Here is a 16,270-nt window from a genome sequence, read left to right as displayed (position 1 = left end):
GGGGGAGGGGGCGCCCTTCACTGCCTCTCGCGCAGTTCCCGATACCGCGCGAGCGACAGCGGCTTGACGAGCTTGCGGCCCACGCGCATCCAGAGCGTGCCCGAGTCGTCCAGCGCGCCGTAGAGGCTGTCGCCCTGGACCTGGTAGCGGAAGAGCACTCCCTTTTCCGCCTCTTCCGTGGCGACGATCTCCACGGGGTAGGGGTCCGGCACCGCGTCCGTGCCCCGCGCGCTGGTGAACAGGTAGAACGCGTTGCTCGGGCCCGGCTGGACGAAGCGCGCCACCAGCGCGCCGTTGGGCTTGAGCGAGGTCTGGTCCTTGTTCACGATCCCTCCCTGGGTGGCCTTGTTGCCCGGCAGGTTGCGGACATCCAGGAACCAGGTCTGGTTCGCGGTGACCACCGCCAGGCGCGAGTTGTTGTTGTAGGGCACCAGCGCGGCCAGGTAGCCGGCCAGGGGCTGGCTGGTGATCCACAGGCGGGTGTCCGTGGAGGCCCGGCACAGGCCCGTCTTTCCGAGCGCGCAGGCCCGGACGGAGGCCGACTCGCCTTGCTGCGTGCCCAGGTACATCACCGAGCCCGTGTCATCGAACGCCGTCCAGAACGGCGTGTTGAGCGGGAAGGACTCGAGCTCGTAGGTCGCGGTCAGCTCGCCCTTGGCGTACGTCAGGACAGCGACCCGGACGGCGGTCGTGTCGGCGCCATCGTCCTTGAGCGGCACCACGACGGTTCCCGTGCTGGTGCCGCCCGTGCGGACCATGGGCTCTCCCGCGACCAGGCCGGGCAGGTAGTTGGTGTCGCCAATGATGGTCCGCTCCCAGAGGACCTTGCCCGCGGGGCTCACGAGCCGCAGCTGCGTGCTGTCGTAGAGAATGGCGCTGCCGTCGGGGCCCACCGCGAGGTTCTTCACCGCCGCGTCGGACGAGTAGGCGATGGAGAAGTCCGCCTTCAGCGCGAGCACGCCCCGGCCGCGCGTCCACAGCCAGCGCAGGCCCGTGAGCGCGGGCTTGCGATCGGTGATGATCGTGGTCGCGTCACAGGGGAAGTCCATCTCCAGGGAATCGGCGATCGTCGGCTCGCTCTTCTTCACCCGGAAGAGCGTGGGGACATTGCCCTGCATGGCGCAGCCGATGAACGACACGTTGTTGCCCGTGCCCTCGGCGACGAAGTACGGCGGGACGATCTGGGTGTTGCCGCTGATGGGCTCCACCACCTCGTCCACCGGGAAGAACGTGGCGAGCTGGGCCTGGGAGACGTTGGAGCGCCCATCGGCGCAGGTGACCTGCGCGCTGAGCGACAGGGTGGCCGCGATGCCCTTCGTGTAGCGGATCTCATCCGTCCCCAGGGTCACCTGCGTGGGGTTGCCCGCGTAGGGCACCACCTTGAGCGCCCGGGTGTCGTCGAAGATCTCCAGCCGTTGCACCTGATCACAGCCGGACGTGTTGACGGCGAACTTGAAGCTGCTCCCCACGGTATTCGTCTCCGCGAGCTGGATGACGACCTGGGGAGGCTCCGGGATGGTGATGGGCGGGGGGTTGTTGCACGCGAGTGCGAACCAGGACAGCAGCAGGGCCGGGCCACGGGAGGCCCGGAGGGGAGAATGGAGGGACATGGTGCGCTCCAGTCTAGGACAGGAGCGACGGGTCCTGTCAGGACACACCGTGTCAGACCTCGCGGGGCAGCCAGACGGAGAAGGTGGTGCCGCTGTCCGCCGCCGAGCGGGCGCCGACGCGGCCTCCGTGGGCACGGACGAGCAGGGCGTGGCCGTCATCCCGGCTGATGTGAACGCGCACGGGGCTCGAGGCGGGGCTGTACTTCACCGCGTTGCTCACGAGGTTGACCACCAGCGTGAAGTCGAGCAGGTCGCGGATCATCCGGTTGGTGCGCTCCGCGCTGGATTGGATGCGGGCGATCACCTTGGTGATTTTCTCGTCGAGATCCACGCGGCGCAGCAGCAGTTGCGTCGACATGAGGATGGCGGTGATGGGGCTGCGCAGATCGTGGCTGACGATGCCGATGAGTTGTTGCTCGAACTTGATGCGGTCATCGGCGAGGCGCTCGCGGGTGGTGCGCTCGCGCGCGAGCCGGATCGCGCTTTCGATGCGGGCCTCGGGTCCCGCCCGCGCCGACAACAAGATGAACAGCACGGCCTGGGTCTTAGGATGGGCGCGGAGCTTGTCGAGCAGTCCGAAGCCATCCAGCCGAGGCATCATCACGTCGCTCAGGACGAGGTCTGGCGGTGACTCGAGCACCGCCGGGTACGCGGCTTCCCCATCCGCCACCGCCCGCACGTCGTTGGAGCGCTCGAGCAGGGACTTGATGTAGCCGCGCATGTCCGCGTTGTCGTCGGCGATGAGGATCGTCGGCCGGGCGAGGAGCGGGCTCGTCGTGGCCACGGGAGGGCGAGCGTGCGGAACTCGTGCCGAGTGGGAGGGTTCGAGGACAGGCCTCGCTTCCCGGCGCGAGTCCCGTGCTCCCCAGGAGTGCGGGCGCTGAGCATCCTGTCGGTGGTCTCGGTGATGGGGTGGAAGAGGCCTCCGACCTTTCCCGACTCGTCCCGGATGGGACTGAACGAGAAGGTCATGAAGGCCTCTTCCAGGTTAGCCATGGCGGTCGAGCACCATGGGCGGGTTCTCCAGGTAGGAGCCCGTTCCGCCCATGGCCCCTCCGCCCGAGAGCCAGTCCATGCCGTGCCCGGGAGCGGATTCGTGATTCTTCGCCTTCTCCTCGGATTCGGAGGGGTTCATGTCCTGGCATCATAGTGGGCGCCTCCACGACGGGCGTGGGATGTCGCGCGGGCGGCCCACTTCGGGAATCCTCCTTCCGAGGTACAGGGGGAGACACCACCCAGGAGGTTCACTGGAAGGCGAGCGGGGGAGGAGACGCCTCGCTGGCTGGACTCGAGCCCCACCTGGAATGGCCGCATGGAGGGCAAGGAGGATGATTCTTGCCCCCACCGCTCGTGTCCGACACGCTGGCCCCCAAACCGCTTCGACGGCATGATTCGGAGCCGCGCATGACGGCTGACGCTTTGTGGGAACATCTCCAGTCTCTTCAAACGCTTGGGCCGCGGGTCCACGCGGCGTGGGGGTTCGCTTGAGGGCGGAACTCGCGGGGTCTCGCGGTTGCGTGCTGGTGATCGGTGCGCGCGAGGCCAATCAGGTCCTGCTCGCCCATCTGTCGCATGTCGGCTACCAGTGGGTCGTCACCGAGGACACGAACGATTTGACGCGCTTGGCCGAGTCGTCCCGGCTGGATGCCGTGCTCTTGTCGGCCACGGGCAAGCGGGCCACCGAGGCGCTGGACGCCGTGCGCCGGGAGCCCCTGCTGCGCGAGCTGCGCGTGCTGGCGGATCTGACGCGTTCGCGCTCGGAGGTGCTGCGCAAGCTGCCCGTGGATGACTGGGTGCGCAGTCTCGAGGAGCTCACGGCGCGGTTGGATTCCGCGTTGCGCGAGCGGCGGCTGATGGAGCGCACGCGCAACCGCATGGAGCGGTTGCTGGAAATCACCCAGGCGGCCACGAGTTCGCTCGAGCTGGAGGACATCCTCCGCCTGGCGGTGGAGAAGGTGGGCGCGGTCATCAACGCGGATCGCTGCTCGGTGGTGCTGGTGGAGGACAACAACGCGACCACCGTCAATGTGGTGGCCACGATGGAGAGCCCGGGCCTGTCGCTGGACATGGACCTGGCGCGCTACCCCGAGCTGCGCCGGGCCCTGGAGACCCGGGAGCAGGTGCTGGTGGAGGAGGCTCAGCAGGATCCCCTCATGGCCGAGGTGCGTCCGACGATCGCCCCGCTCGGCGTGCGCTCCATCCTCGTGCAGCCCCTGGTGTGCCATGACGAGCTGCTCGGGGCGCTTTTCCTGCGCATCTCTCACGGCTCGGAGGGCTTCAACCGCGACGAGCAGGAGTTCGCCCAGGCGGTGGGTGCGGCGCTCGCCAACTGCATCCGCAACGCGCGCATGCACACCGCGCTCAAGAAGAAGCGCGACGAGCTGGAACTGGCCTACGTGGAGCGCTACCGCGAGCTGTCCGAGGCCAACCGCCGCCTCAAGGATCTCAACAGGCTCAAGGACGAGATCATCGCCGTGTGCAGCCATGATCTGCGCGCGCCCCTGCAGGTGTTGCTCGGCCATGGCCGGCTGCTGCTGGAAGGCGAGCTGGACGCGCTGCAGAAGCAATCCGCCGAGGCGATGATCCGCCAGGGCCGGAAGATCCTCAGCCTGGTGGAGTCGCTGCTGGAGCGAGGCAAGGGCGACGTGGCGCGGCTGTCCATCGAGCCTCGCGTGCTGGACATGTCGGTGCTGTGCACGGAGAGCGTCACGGAGCTGGCGATCCTCGCCTCCGAGCGCGGTGTGACCCTGCGCTCCGAGGCGACCGAGCGCATGATGCTCATTGGTGACGAGCTCAAGCTGCACGAGGTGTTGCAGAACCTCATCACCAACGCCATCCACCACGCCAAGGACGCGGGAGGGGTGGTGGTGCGCACCTCCCGGCTGGCGCGGCCGGACGGAGACGTGGCGCGCATCGTGGTGCAGGACGACGGCAAGGGCATTCCCCCCGAGGAACTGCCCCTCGTGTTCGACCGCTACCGCAGCGGGGCCAAGGCCGGGGGCGGCACGGGTCTCGGACTGGCCATCTGCAAGGAGTTCGTGGAGCTGCACGGCGGGGAGATCTGGGCCGAGGCCCCACCCGAGGGAGGCGCCGCGTTCATCTTCACCCTGCCGCTGGCACAGGAAGTCAGCCGTGCCGTGCAGAACCTGCCCAACAAGGAAGCGACCGAGCAGCCCCGCGTCCTGGTGGTGGAGGACGAGCCGGAGATCGCCGCGGTGCTGGTGGAGGTGCTGCGCTCGCGCTACCGCGTGGACGTGGCGCGCGATGGCGCCGAGGGTCTGGCGCGTGCCCGCTCGGGCAAGCCGGATCTGGTGGTGATGGACGTCTTCCTGCCCAAGCTGGACGGGTTGGATGCCGCCGTGGCCCTCAAGTCCTCCTCGGACACGGCGGGCATTCCCGTCATCCTGCTGTCGGCCCACCAGGGCGTGGCCGACAAGGTACGCGCGCTCAACCTCGGCGCCGTGGACTACATGAGCAAGCCCTTCAACGCGATGGAACTGCTCGTGCGCACCGAGCGCGCCCTCAAGCTGAAGAAGGCCGAGAGCGAGATGGAGCGCGCCCCGACGGTCTCGCGGCGCAACGGTAACGATCCCATCACCGGCCTCTATGATCGGCACGGTCTGCTCTTGCGCCTGGAGCACGAGGTGAGCCGGGGCCGGCGCTACAGCCGGCCGGTGAGCCTCGCGGTGCTCCGCCCGGATCGTCCCGTGCTCAATGACTCCCTGCGCGGCCTGCCGGACGTGATGCGCGCACGCCTGCGCACCCAGGATCTGCTCGGCCACCTGGGGGATGGCGTGCTCGCCGTCATCCTCCCGGAGTGCAATGTTGAAGCGGGGCGCAACGCCATCAGCCGTCTGGTGCCGGATGTCGAGAAGCAGACGGGAATGGAGTACCGCTCGGCGGTGGCGGACGTGAGCCACGACAGCGAGCCGGCGGAGCGCATCCTGGAGCGTTTGGGGGCGTCGGGTCCGGGCCTGAAGTCGTAGTAGAGTCGTGGGCGTGCGTCCCTCGCGACTCCACGCCCACGCCGTGCCACTCCTGGTCCTGCTCGGGTGGGCACCGGCCACGCTGTCCGCCCCGCGCCGGGCCGCGGTGGACCGCTCGGCGATGCGCGAGGCCATCTCCGCGGCGGCCGCCCCGGATGACAGGCGCGCCTCGTCCGCCAGCTATGCGCATGACTTGAGGGCGCAATTGCTGAGTCTGGAGGGCCAGCATCACGAGGCGGCGGATGCGTTGCGTCTGGCCCTGGCCACGGATGAGGGCAACCCCTACCTGCTCACGCGCCTGGGCGAGGAGTACTCGCTCGTGGGGGACCTGACGCGCGCGGAGAGCGAGTTGCGGCGCGTGGTGACACTGCATCCGCGCTACTACCCCGGCAGGATGATGTTCGCGCGGGTGTTGTTGGAGGCGAGGCGGCCCGCGCGAGCCCAGGTTCAGCTGCGCCAGGCCATCCGGCTCAAGCCCCGCGAGCCCGAGGCATATCTGCTGCTCGCTCAGCTGCACCTGGACGCGAAGGCGAACGCCCGGGCGGTGGGGGTGGTGGAGCAGCTGGCGAAGGCGCTGCCGGGGGAGATCTCGGGGTTCCGGCGCCTCGGGCTGGCCTTGACGGAGCGGGGAGACGCGGCTCGGGCCCAGCGGATGTTGTCTCGAGCGCTGGAGCGGGATCCGGGTGATGTGGAGTCCCTGATCGCGCTCGCGCGGCTGCACGAGAAGGCCGGGCGCCTCCAGTCGGCCGAGGATTGCTTCGCCCGGGCCCTGGAGAGGGATCCGGACAACGCGGCGATGTTGGATGCCGCGGGACGGCTCGCCTTGCGACTCGGCTCCTCGGTACGGGCGCGAGCGTATTTCGATCGGCTGCTCGCGAACGCGGGAGATCCCGAGCTCGCCGTGCAGGTGGCCCTGGTGTTCCTGTCCGCGCATGACAGTGGGTCCGCCCTGGAGGTGCTGGACGCGGTCCGCAAGGGCAGGGGGGGCTCTCCGCGCGTCTCCTTCTCCGCGGGTCTCGTGCACGAGCGGATGCAGCACTTCGAGCAGGCGGCCACCGCCTATGCCGAGGTGCCGGACTCCTCGTCGCTCGCGGACGATGCGCGCACCCGCCGCGGCATCTGCCTGTCGCGGGCGGGACAGCACGCGGAGGCCCTGAAGCTGTTGCGCGCGTCCCTGTCCGCGTATCCCGGGGACACCGAATTGGAGGTCCAGCTGGCCCGTGCCCTGGAGCGAGGGGGGGAGCCGGAGCTCGCCGTGGCCACGCTGCGCGAGGCGATGAAGCGCGAGCCCCGGCCGGATGTGCTGGAAGCGCTCGCCGCCACCTTGAAGCGCCAGGGCCGCGCCGCCGAGGCGCTGGACGTGCTGCGCGATGCGGTCGCGCGGATGCCGGGGGATCCAGCGCCACGCTACGTGCTCGCCACCGTGCTGTTGCAGCAGGGAGACGAAGCGGGGGCCCTGTCCTGGATGCGCAGTGTGTTGCAGGTGGAGCCGGACCACGCCCCGGCCCTGAACTTCATCGGCTACCTGCTGGCCCAGCGGGGCCGGGACTTCGCCGAGGCGGAGCGGCTGGTGCGGCGGGCGCTGGCGTTGCGTCCGGACACGGGCTCCTTCCTCGACTCGCTGGGGTGGATCCACTACCGGCGGGGCGACTACCCGCGCGCGGTGGAGGCGCTGGCCCGGGCGGCGGAGCTGGAGCCCGAGGAACCCGTCATCCTCGATCACCTGGGAGACGCCTACCAGCGGGTGTCGCGTCCAGGAGAGGCCGCGGATGCGTGGCGGCGCGCCCTGGAATTGCTCGCGCGGATGCCCGAGGCGGCGGACCCGGCGGATCAACGCGCGCTCATCGAGCGGAAGCTGAAGTTGCTACCCACGGATGCGTCGGGTCGCTAATGTCCCCGGCCGTCATGGCGCGCTTCGACGAGGGCTTCTTCACGAGCAGGGACGGGCTGCGGCTCTATTGGATGTCCGAGCAGCCGGAGCAGCCCCGCGCGCACGTGGTGTTCGTCCACGGCTATGGCGACCACACGGGCCGCTACCGTCCGACGTTCGACGCGCTCACGGCCCAGGGCTTCGCGGTGCACGGCCTGGACTATCGGGGCCATGGCCGCGCGGATGGGCGCCGGGGCCACTGCGACACCTGGCCCGACTACCTGGACGACCTGAGCGCCTTCTGGGAGCGGGTGCGGCACACCACGGCGGGTGGCAAGCTCTTCGTGCTCGCCCACAGTCACGGCGCGCTCATGTCGGTGCACCTGAGGGCGCGCGGCGGGCTGGACGGCTTGAGCGGCATGGTGTTGTCGTCTCCCTATTTCAAGCTCGCCCTCTCGCCGCCGCGTGTGAAGCTGCTGGCCGCGCGGGTGCTCGCGAAGGTCATTCCCTGGGCACCCATTCCCACGGAACTCACCCCCGAGCAGCTCAGCCGCGACGAGGCGGTCCAGCGCGAGGCACGTCAGGACCCGCTCTATAATCGAATCGCGACCCCGGGCTGGTTCATCGAGTCCACCCAGGCGCAGGAGAAGGTGCTCGCGCTCGCGCCGAGCCTCCAGTTGCCCCTGTTTCTCTTCACCGGAGCGGAGGATGGCGTGGCCAAGGTGGAAAGCGGACGGGCCTTCTTCGATGCCGTGGGCTCTCGCGACAAGGTGTACAAATCCTATCCCGGTATGCGTCATGAGCCGCTCAACGAGCTCGGCAAGGAGCAGGTCTTCCGGGACGTCTCTAACTGGATCTCCGAGCATCTCTGACGTAGGTTGGACTCTCACCGCACGCGTTTTTCGATAGGCGAGGGCACCTCCGAGGGGCACCGCATGGCACAGGGCGAGCAGACGGGCATCATCGGCAAGGGCATCATCATCCGGGGGAATCTGACCGGAGGTGGGGATCTGATCATCGAGGGGCGGGTGGAGGGGCAGATCGCCCTGAAGAACCACCTGACCATCGAGGGCACCGGCAAGGTGCAGGCGGACATCCGCGCCGAGGAATTGACCATCAACGGCGAGGCGAGTGGCAACATCGACGCGTCGGGTCGGGTGGCCATCAACGCGTCGGCGAAGGTCGCGGGGGACATCAAGGCCCCGCGGGTGGTCATCGAGGATGGAGCGGTCTTCAACGGTTCCATCGAGATGGATGTGAAGCTGCCGGACGACATCTAAACGGGCTTCACGGCCCGCAGCACGCCTCGGGAGGGGTGGACAACACTCATGGCGAATACGGTCATCGGTTCGAGCATTGTCATCGATGGTGAAATCTCCGGCGACGAGGATCTCGTCATCCAGGGGACGGTGAAGGGCAAGATCTCTCTGCGCGAGAGCCTCTACGTCGAGGGCAGTGGCGTGGTGGAAGCCGACATCGAGACGCAGAACGTGGAGATCGCGGGCCGCGTCACGGGCAACATCGCGGCCACCGACAAGGTGGAACTCAAGACGGACTGCCGCGTGGTGGGTGACATCAAGGCCCCGCGCATCCTCATCGCCGACGGCGCCTCCTTCAAGGGCAACGTCGACATGGACATTCCGAAGGAGCGCTGATCCTTGGCCACCGTGAAGGAACTGGCCCCCGGGGCCGTGGACAACACCGTGGTGGGTCAATCCATCCTCATCAGCGGCAGGCTGACGGGCGATGAGGACCTGACCGTGCGCGGCCGGGTGGAGGGTGAGCTCACGCTCAGCCGGACCCTCATCGTGGAGCCCACGGGTGTCGTGAAGGCGAACGTGGCGGTGAAGAACGCCATCGTCAGCGGCGTGGTGGTGGGCAACATCAACGCCACCGAGAGCGTGGAGCTCACCCGCGAGGGCCGCATGGTGGGCGACATCCACGCCCCGCGCGTCATCATCGTGGACGGAGCGAGCTTCCGGGGCCGCGTGGACATGGGCGAGGTCGAGCCGGGCCGCGTGCCCTCCGAGCGTCCCGCGCTGCCGCGTCCGGCCGCCGTGACGCGTCCCACGGTGCGCCCGGGTGCCAACGTGCCCGCGCGTCCCGCGCTGCCGCCCGCGCGTCCGGCCACTGTCGCCGCGCCGCCCGCGCGTCCGGCCGCCGCCGCGCCGCCCGCGCGTCCGGCCCCGCCTCCGCCCCCGAGCGCTCCCGCGCCGCGTCCCGCTCCTCCGGCGCCCCCCGCCGCCCGGGCCGCGGAACCGACGCGTCCCGAGCCTCCCCGGCCTCCTTCCGCCGCCCCCCTGCCGCCCACGGTGGCCGAGGGCGCCCGGAAGAAGGTCGTGGTGAAGAAGAAGGGCCGCTGACGCAGTGTGAGGCGCCGGGCGAGGGCCCGGCGCCGAGCCGATCCAGGGGTGCCGATTGAACGCCATGAACACCGAGAACAAAGTCGACGAGGTGGACGGCGCGCCGAGCCCCCAGGCGGAAGAAACGCCCGGAGTGGTCGCGGCCGTGCCGTCCTCCGATGCCTCCGCCGTGGAGGCCTCTCCGCCGCCCCCGAGCGAGGCGTCCCCGCCTCCGCCCGAGGCGGTGGCTCCCGCCGAGCGCATCGAGCTCGCTCCCGCGTCCCGGCGCGGTCACGTGGCGCCCGCCCACATTCCCCTGGAGCGGATCGACGAGGACACGTCCTTGCAGATCCGTCCCGTGGGGGACCTGTCGGCGCTGGCCACGGACTTGGCGCGGCTCGGCCAGTTGTCCCCCGTGGATGTGCGCTTCAAGCCTCCGGACCGCTTCCAGATCATCTCCGGGTTCCGGCGCGTGGCGGCGCTGCGCTTCCTCAAGCGCGATCGCGTCCTGGCGCGCCTGCACACGGACCTGTCCGACGAGGACGCGCTGCTCATGGCGCTCGCCTCGGCCATTCATGCCTCTCCGGTGAGCCGCGAGGATCTGGAGGCCCAGCGCGCGAAGCTCGAGGCCCAGGGCCGCCTGACGCCCATCGCCCGGGACATGCTGGACAAGGCGCTGGCCACCGACGAGTCCCTGGCGCCGGAGACGGTGGAGGAAGAGGTCGACGCGGACGAGCTGGCCGTGGAGGCGACCCAGCGGCTGGTGGACATCAATCAGGACCTGGCGCTGCTGGCGGATGTGTTCTCGGACCTCGACGAGACGCGCAAGCAGGAACTGCTCACCCAGTTGCGCTACTCGTCGGACCTGGTGGCGTGGCTGGAGAAATTGTGAACCATGACGTCCGCTTCGTCTGACAGGGATCGTCTGCTGCGGCTGCTCACCGAGCGCTCCTTCGAGCGGCGCAAGGTGGTGCTCTCGTCGGGCAAGGAGTCGGATTTCTACATCGACTGCAAGCGCACCGCGCTCCTGGCCGAGGGTCACTACCTCATTGGCCGGTTGCTGCTGGAGGCCGTGCGCCGCGAGGCCCCCTCGGCCGTGGCGGTGGGCGGACTGACGCTGGGCGCGGATCCGCTCGCCTCGGCGGTGAGCCTCACCAGCTATCTGGCCCAGACGCCCCTGCATGCCTTCATCGTGCGCAAGGAGCCCAAGGGACACGGCACGGGCCAGTGGATCGAGGGCATGAAGGCGCTCGCGCCGGGCGCTCCGGTGGCCATCCTCGAGGACGTGGTGACCACGGGTGCCTCCACACTCAAGGCCATCGAGCGCGCTCGCCTCGAGGGGCTCGAGGTGCTGGGGGCCTTCGCCCTGGTGGATCGGCTGGAGGGCGGCCGCGAGGCGGTCGAGGCCTCCGGACACCGGCTCTTCACCTTGTTCACCCGCGAGGACTTCATTCCATGAAGACGCGGTTGGGGCTCGGGGCGCTGCTCCTGGCGCTCTCGGGCTGTGCCTCCACGCCGCCCGCGGTGGGGGAGTCCGGCCCCGTGCTCCGGGATGAGCGCCAGGAACAGGCCTACCTGGACGTGCTCCAGCGCTACACGGACGGGGGGGAGATCTACAAGGGGTTCGACTCCGTCCTCTTCGCCACGACGACCTTGCAGACACAGGCCTTCCGCGAGGCGCGTCTCCACCGCCAGGCCCTCTTCAAGGCGCTGCCGCTGGAGGATGTCCCGGCGCGGGTCGCCGAGGAGCTGGCGGCCGCGGGTGACACGCATGAGTTCTTCCTCGGCGTGCATGTCTACGACTACCACTACGACGATTTCGATCGCCCCTCGTCCATCTGGAACGTGGAGCTGCTCACCCCCACGGGCGCGGTCCACCCGGTGAGCGTGGAGCGGCTGGGCCGGGCGGACATGGAGATGCGCGCGTACTACCCGGCCACGGGCGTCTTCTGGGTGGGCTACCGCCTGCGCTTCCCCTCGTTGCTCGCGGACGGCAAGCTGGTCATCCCCCCCGGGACGGAGCGCGTGGTGCTGCGGCTGGCCTCCTCGCTCGGCAAGGTGGAGATGCGGGTGCACGCGCGCTGAGCGCGAGGCTCAGCTCTGCTCGGGCCGGATCAGGGGCGTGGCCGGAGCGAGCGGCTGCCCCGCGGTGAGCAGTCGCTCCAGCAACACGGTGGGGGAGGTGTCGTACACGAAGGGTTGGGCCCGGGCCTCGGGCACGAAGCCCTCGTCCACCGCGCGCCGCATGAGGGCGAGCAGGGGGCCGTAGAAGTCCGCCACGTTGAGCAGGCCGACGGGCTTCTGGTGGATGCCGAGCTGCGCCCAGGTGGTGATCTCGAACAACTCCTCGAAGGTGCCCACGCCGCCGGGCAAGGCGATGAAGGCATCGGCGCGCTCGGCCATCATCGCCTTGCGCGTGTGCATGGAGTCCACCAGGTGCAGCTCGGTGAGGCGCGGGTGGGCGATCTCCCGGCTCTTGAGCACCCCGGGCAGCACGCCTACCACCTTGCCGCCCTGGGCGAGCGCGGCGTCCGCCACCGCCCCCATCAACCCCACGTTCGCGCCTCCGTAGACGAGCGTGAGGCCGCGCCGGGCGATCTCCGTGCCCAGGGCCTGGGCGCTCTCGAGGTACTCCGGCCGGGAGCCCATCCGCGAGCCGCAGAAGACGCATATCGATTGGATGCTGGGGTTGTTCATGGGTCGTGCTCGGGTCTCATAGCGCGCGGCGGACCACGGTGTCGTGCCGGGCCTGGTCGTCCAGACCTGGGTAGTCGAGCGTGTAGTGCAGGCCTCGGCTCTCCTTGCGCCGGCTGGCGCAGTCGACGATCAGCGTGGCCACCTCGCAGATGTTGCGCAGCTCGATGACGTCCTGGGTCACCTTGAAGCGCCAGTAGTAGTCGCGGATCTCCTCGCGCAGCAGCTCCAGCCGGCGCCGGGCCCGCATCAGCCGCTTGTCCGTGCGGACGATGCCCACGTAGTTCCACATGAGGCGGCGGATCTCATCCCAGTTGTGGGTGACGACGACGCTCTCGTCCGAGGCCACCGCGCTGCCCTCGTCCCACTCGGGGGGATCCTCATGGGGCGTGGACAGGTGGCCCACCTCCTCGGCGCAGACGGTGGCGGCCCGGTGGCCGAAGACGAGTCCTTCCAGGAGCGAGTTGGAGGCGAGCCGGTTGGCGCCATGCAGCCCCGTGTGGGCCACCTCGCCAATGGCGAAGAGGCCGGGCACGGTGGTGCGCCCGTGCAGGTCCGTCACCACGCCCCCGCACATGTAGTGGGCCGCGGGCACCACGGGGATGGGCTGCACGGCCATGTCGATGTTGAAGGCCTTGCAGGTGGCGTAGATGTTGGGGAAGCGCTCCATGAGGTACGCGCGCCCCAGGTGCGTCATGTCCAGGTAGACGCAGTCATCGCCCGTGCGCTTGAGCTCGGCGTCGATGGCGAGCGCCACCACGTCGCGCGGGGCCAGCTCCCCCAGGCGGTGGTAGCGGTCCATGAAGGGCGCGCCCCCACGCAGCCGCAGCTTGCCGCCCTCGCCCCGGAGCGCCTCGCTGATGAGGAAGCTCTTGGCCTCCGGGTGGAAGAGGCAGGTGGGGTGGAACTGGTAGAACTCCATGTTGGCCACCTCGGCCCCCGCCCGGTAGGCCATGGCCACGCCATCCCCCGTCGCCACGTCCGGGTTGGAGGTGTAGAGGTACACCTTGCCCGCGCCGCCCGTGGCCAGCACCGTGTACTTGGCCAGGAAGCTCTCGATGCGCCCCGAGGGCAGGAGCGCGTACACCCCCAGGCACCGGCCCGGCGCGCCCGGGGCCTTGCGCCGATCGAGGATGAGATCGATCGCCGCGGTGTTGGGGAAGAAGGTGATGTGGGGCTGCTCGGCGCATGCCGCCAGGAGCGCGCGTTGCACCTCTCGGCCGGTGATGTCGCCGGAGTGGACGATGCGGCGCTCGGAGTGGCCGCCCTCGCGCGTCAGGTCGAACTCGCCGCTCGCCCGCCGGTTGAAGTCCGCGCCCATCGTCACCAGCTCGCGGATGCGCTCGGGTCCCTCGCGCACCGTCACCTCCACCGCGTCCAGGTGGTTGAGGCCGGCGCCCGCGTCCAGGGTGTCCCGGATGTGGGCCTCGAACGAGTCCGTGGGGGAGAGCACGCTGGCGATGCCTCCCTGGGCGTAGGCGGTGTTGCCCTCCTGCGGCTCGCGCTTGCTGAGGACGGCCACCGAGCCATGACGTGCCGCCTGGAGGGCGAACGAGAGACCGGCCGCGCCGCTACCCAGGACGAGGAAGTCGAACCGATGGGGCATGTATGACAGCCTTACTGCCTGTAAGTACTGGAAACAAGGCGATTTCTTGAGGACTTTTGGGCGGAGGTCTAAGGTTGCATGGCCACCATGCGTGTCCCGCCCTTCCTGCTCTTGTCCGCTTCGCTGCTCGCTCCCCTGGGCGCCCAGGCCGATGGGGGCATCTACCGGTACGTGGAGAAGGACGGGACCATCGTCTACACGAACGTGCCCCCCGCGGGCTCGAAGAAGGCGAGCAAGCTCAAGGGCACCTTTTCCGATGCTCCCGCGCCCACCGCTCCGGTGCGGGGCCGTTCGCGCACGCCCCAGGAGTTCGAGGCGCACATCGTCGCCGCCTCCACGCGCTATCGGATTCCCTCCGCGTTGGTGCGGGCCATCATGCACGCGGAGAGCAACTTCAACACCAACGCCCTGTCCAACAAGGGCGCCAGCGGGCTCATGCAGCTCATGCCCGCCACGGCCTCGGAGATGTACGTGCGCGACATCTTCGACAGCCGGGACAACATCGAGGGGGGGGTGCGCTACCTGCGTGTCCTGGCCAACCTCTTCGAGGGCGACATGGTGAAGATGGTGGCCGCGTACAACGCGGGCCCCGACGCCGTGCGCAAGTACGGCGGCCAGGTGCCTCCCTACGCGGAGACCCAGGCCTACGTGCGCAAGGTGCTCCAGCTCTACCAACATTATAAAGAGCGCGAGCGGCTCACGAAGGACGAGCCCCGCGAGACGGATTCAGATGCCGACAACGCGCGTGACGGGGCGGGGGCCGAAGAGCCCCGTTGACGAGGAGTTCCTCAAGCAGCTCTACCAGGGAGGGGAATTGCTCGCGCAGGGCCTGCTGACCGAGGCCAGGCTCTTGCTTGAGCGCGCCCACCAGCTGCAGCCGAGGAACGAGAAGGGCCGCAACCTCCTGGGTCTGGCCTACTTCAAGCTGGGCCATTTCGAGCGGGCGGCCGAGGTCTACGAGGCGCTGGTGCGCGACAACCCGGTGGACGCCACGCTGCGCGTCAACCTGGGGCTCGTGTACCTCAAGACGAACGCCCTGCAGCGCGCGATGCGCGAGTTCGAGGCCGCGACGGATCTGCAGCCCGACCACAAGAAGGCGCACAACTACCTGGGGCTCGCGCTGGCCCAGGCGAAGGAGTACGGCCGCGCTCGCGAGCACTTCCTCTTGTCGGGCAGTGACGTGCTCGCGGAGAAGATGGCCCGGGCCATCGCGGGCGAAACACTCCCGAAGCCGGCCCGGCCGCCTCCCGTCGCGCCGGCGCCCATGCCCCGCGCGGCGCCTCCGGGAGAGGGTCAGTGGGGTGCCCAGTTCGGCCTGGACGAAGTGCCTCCCGGACCTCGTCCGGCCGAGTCCTCCGAGGAGGAGTTGCGGTTCGACGAGGACGAGGACGAGGAAGAAGAGGCCGCGCGAGCCGAGTCTCCCCCTCCCGCCAAGGCGCCTTCGGAGGTGACGCTGGAGGAGGGGGCCGCCCCTGAACTGCCCGTGCGTGCCGCCTCCCCACGCCCCGCCCGAGACATCCCCATGCTGACCGATCTGACTCCCGCGCTGGCGCTCGCGGGAGCGAGCCCCGCGCACCGCTTCCGTCTGGGCCCTGGAAGCTTCTCCGTGTTCGTGGAGGGCGAGCTGCTCACGCGCCTGGAGGGGCTGGTGGCCTTCAGCGGGCAGCTCGAGTTCGAGCCGGAGCGCAAGCGTTTCCGGGGCCGCGCCACGGACGAGCCCTTCGGTGTCGGCCCGGGACGGTTCACGCGCGTCAGCGGCCGGGGCGTGCTCTTCCTCGAGTCGGCGGAGGCGCATTCGTTCCTGGCGGTGGACCTGGGGGACTCGGGCGTCTATGTGCGCGAGGAGTGCGTCTTCGCCTTCGAGGAGGTGGTGGCGTTCGAGAACGGCAAGATGCCCTCCACGGCGGCGCCGGATCTGGATCTGGTCTACCTGCGCGGCCAGGGCCGGGTGGTGCTCGCCTTCCGGGGAGCGTTGCGCTCGGTGGTCGTGGCGCCGGAGCTGCCCGTGACGGTTCCCGCCTCCCACCTGGTGGGGTGGCAGGGCCAGGTCACCCCCGAGGTGGTCTCCCTGCCCGGAGAGCACTCGCCCTCGCGAGTCGCCGTCCAACTGAGCGGCGAAGGATTTGCCCTCATCACCTTGCCAGTCCGGTAGAAGGCGGCGC

At 69.5% G+C, this 16,270-nt stretch carries 16 protein-coding genes; 11 read left to right on the top strand and 5 right to left on the bottom strand.

The window, feature by feature from the left end; translation table 11 throughout:
• Positions 1-17: 17 nt before the first annotated feature.
• The 3 genes from MEBOL_RS40370 to MEBOL_RS42075 form a co-directional block, all read right to left on the bottom strand.
• Positions 18-1,610, bottom strand: coding sequence for a hypothetical protein (locus MEBOL_RS40370; protein WP_095982387.1), 1,593 nt, complete (start codon positions 1,608-1,610; stop codon positions 18-20).
• Between the two features lie 52 nt (positions 1,611-1,662).
• Positions 1,663-2,394, bottom strand: coding sequence for a hybrid sensor histidine kinase/response regulator (locus tag MEBOL_RS40365; protein ID WP_342747712.1), 732 nt, complete (start codon positions 2,392-2,394; stop codon positions 1,663-1,665).
• Positions 2,395-2,598: 204 nt separating this feature from the next.
• Entirely contained in the window at positions 2,599-2,745 is a 147-nt protein-coding gene (locus tag MEBOL_RS42075; RefSeq protein ID WP_170115414.1) for a hypothetical protein, read from the bottom strand.
• A gap of 382 nt (positions 2,746-3,127) precedes the next feature.
• On the opposite strand from MEBOL_RS42075, the gene MEBOL_RS40360 reads away from it, so the two are divergent.
• The 9 genes from MEBOL_RS40360 to MEBOL_RS40320 all read left to right on the top strand — a co-directional run bounded on the left by MEBOL_RS40360 (position 3,128) and on the right by MEBOL_RS40320 (position 11,893).
• The gene (locus MEBOL_RS40360; RefSeq protein ID WP_245919301.1) at positions 3,128-5,596 is read left to right on the top strand and encodes an ATP-binding protein; all 2,469 of its coding nucleotides are present in this window, start codon (positions 3,128-3,130) and stop codon (positions 5,594-5,596) included.
• Between the two features lie 13 nt (positions 5,597-5,609).
• Positions 5,610-7,487 (top strand): tetratricopeptide repeat protein, encoded by a 1,878-nt coding sequence (locus MEBOL_RS40355; protein WP_095983316.1) that lies wholly within the window; start codon positions 5,610-5,612, stop codon positions 7,485-7,487.
• A gap of 14 nt (positions 7,488-7,501) precedes the next feature.
• Positions 7,502-8,338 (top strand): alpha/beta hydrolase, encoded by an 837-nt coding sequence (locus MEBOL_RS40350; RefSeq protein WP_095983315.1) that lies wholly within the window; start codon positions 7,502-7,504, stop codon positions 8,336-8,338.
• Between the two features lie 63 nt (positions 8,339-8,401).
• Entirely contained in the window at positions 8,402-8,746 is a 345-nt protein-coding gene (gene bacN, locus MEBOL_RS40345; RefSeq protein ID WP_043389032.1) for a bactofilin BacN, read from the top strand.
• A gap of 48 nt (positions 8,747-8,794) precedes the next feature.
• Positions 8,795-9,121 (top strand): bactofilin family protein, encoded by a 327-nt coding sequence (locus MEBOL_RS40340; protein ID WP_095982384.1) that lies wholly within the window; start codon positions 8,795-8,797, stop codon positions 9,119-9,121.
• A 3-nt stretch (positions 9,122-9,124) separates the two neighbouring features.
• Complete coding sequence (locus tag MEBOL_RS40335) at positions 9,125-9,829, top strand: bactofilin family protein (RefSeq protein ID WP_095982383.1); 705 nt, start codon at positions 9,125-9,127, stop codon at positions 9,827-9,829.
• A gap of 64 nt (positions 9,830-9,893) precedes the next feature.
• Positions 9,894-10,700: a ParB/RepB/Spo0J family partition protein gene (locus tag MEBOL_RS40330; RefSeq protein WP_095982382.1), complete on the top strand. Its 807-nt coding sequence runs from the start codon at positions 9,894-9,896 to the stop codon at positions 10,698-10,700.
• Positions 10,701-10,703: 3 nt separating this feature from the next.
• The gene (gene pyrE, locus MEBOL_RS40325; RefSeq protein ID WP_095982381.1) at positions 10,704-11,267 is read left to right on the top strand and encodes an orotate phosphoribosyltransferase; all 564 of its coding nucleotides are present in this window, start codon (positions 10,704-10,706) and stop codon (positions 11,265-11,267) included.
• Positions 11,264-11,893: a hypothetical protein gene (locus MEBOL_RS40320; protein WP_095982380.1), complete on the top strand. Its 630-nt coding sequence runs from the start codon at positions 11,264-11,266 to the stop codon at positions 11,891-11,893. The genes pyrE and MEBOL_RS40320 overlap by 4 nt, the downstream gene beginning before the upstream one ends.
• 9 nt (positions 11,894-11,902) lie before the next feature.
• On the opposite strand, the gene MEBOL_RS40315 is transcribed toward MEBOL_RS40320, so the two are convergent.
• Together MEBOL_RS40315 and nadB are read right to left on the bottom strand one after the other, a co-directional pair.
• Positions 11,903-12,505, bottom strand: a complete 603-nt coding sequence (locus tag MEBOL_RS40315) for an LOG family protein (protein WP_095982379.1) — start codon at positions 12,503-12,505, stop codon at positions 11,903-11,905.
• Positions 12,506-12,521: 16 nt separating this feature from the next.
• Positions 12,522-14,108, bottom strand: a complete 1,587-nt coding sequence (gene nadB / locus MEBOL_RS40310) for an L-aspartate oxidase (protein ID WP_095982378.1) — start codon at positions 14,106-14,108, stop codon at positions 12,522-12,524.
• Positions 14,109-14,195: 87 nt separating this feature from the next.
• Between nadB and MEBOL_RS40305 the strand changes: the two genes are divergently transcribed.
• Together MEBOL_RS40305 and MEBOL_RS40300 are read left to right on the top strand one after the other, a co-directional pair.
• Positions 14,196-14,885: a transglycosylase SLT domain-containing protein gene (locus MEBOL_RS40305; protein WP_095983314.1), complete on the top strand. Its 690-nt coding sequence runs from the start codon at positions 14,196-14,198 to the stop codon at positions 14,883-14,885.
• Positions 14,839-16,260: a tetratricopeptide repeat protein gene (locus tag MEBOL_RS40300; protein ID WP_095982377.1), complete on the top strand. Its 1,422-nt coding sequence runs from the start codon at positions 14,839-14,841 to the stop codon at positions 16,258-16,260. The genes MEBOL_RS40305 and MEBOL_RS40300 overlap by 47 nt, the downstream gene beginning before the upstream one ends.
• The last annotated feature ends 10 nt before the right edge of the window (positions 16,261-16,270 follow it).

It is taken from the genome of Melittangium boletus DSM 14713 (assembly GCF_002305855.1).
Classification (GTDB): Bacteria; Myxococcota; Myxococcia; order Myxococcales; family Myxococcaceae; genus Cystobacter; species Cystobacter boletus.
Note: the sequence above shows the minus strand (reverse complement) of the source record. Positions and strands in the feature narration are given on the sequence as shown.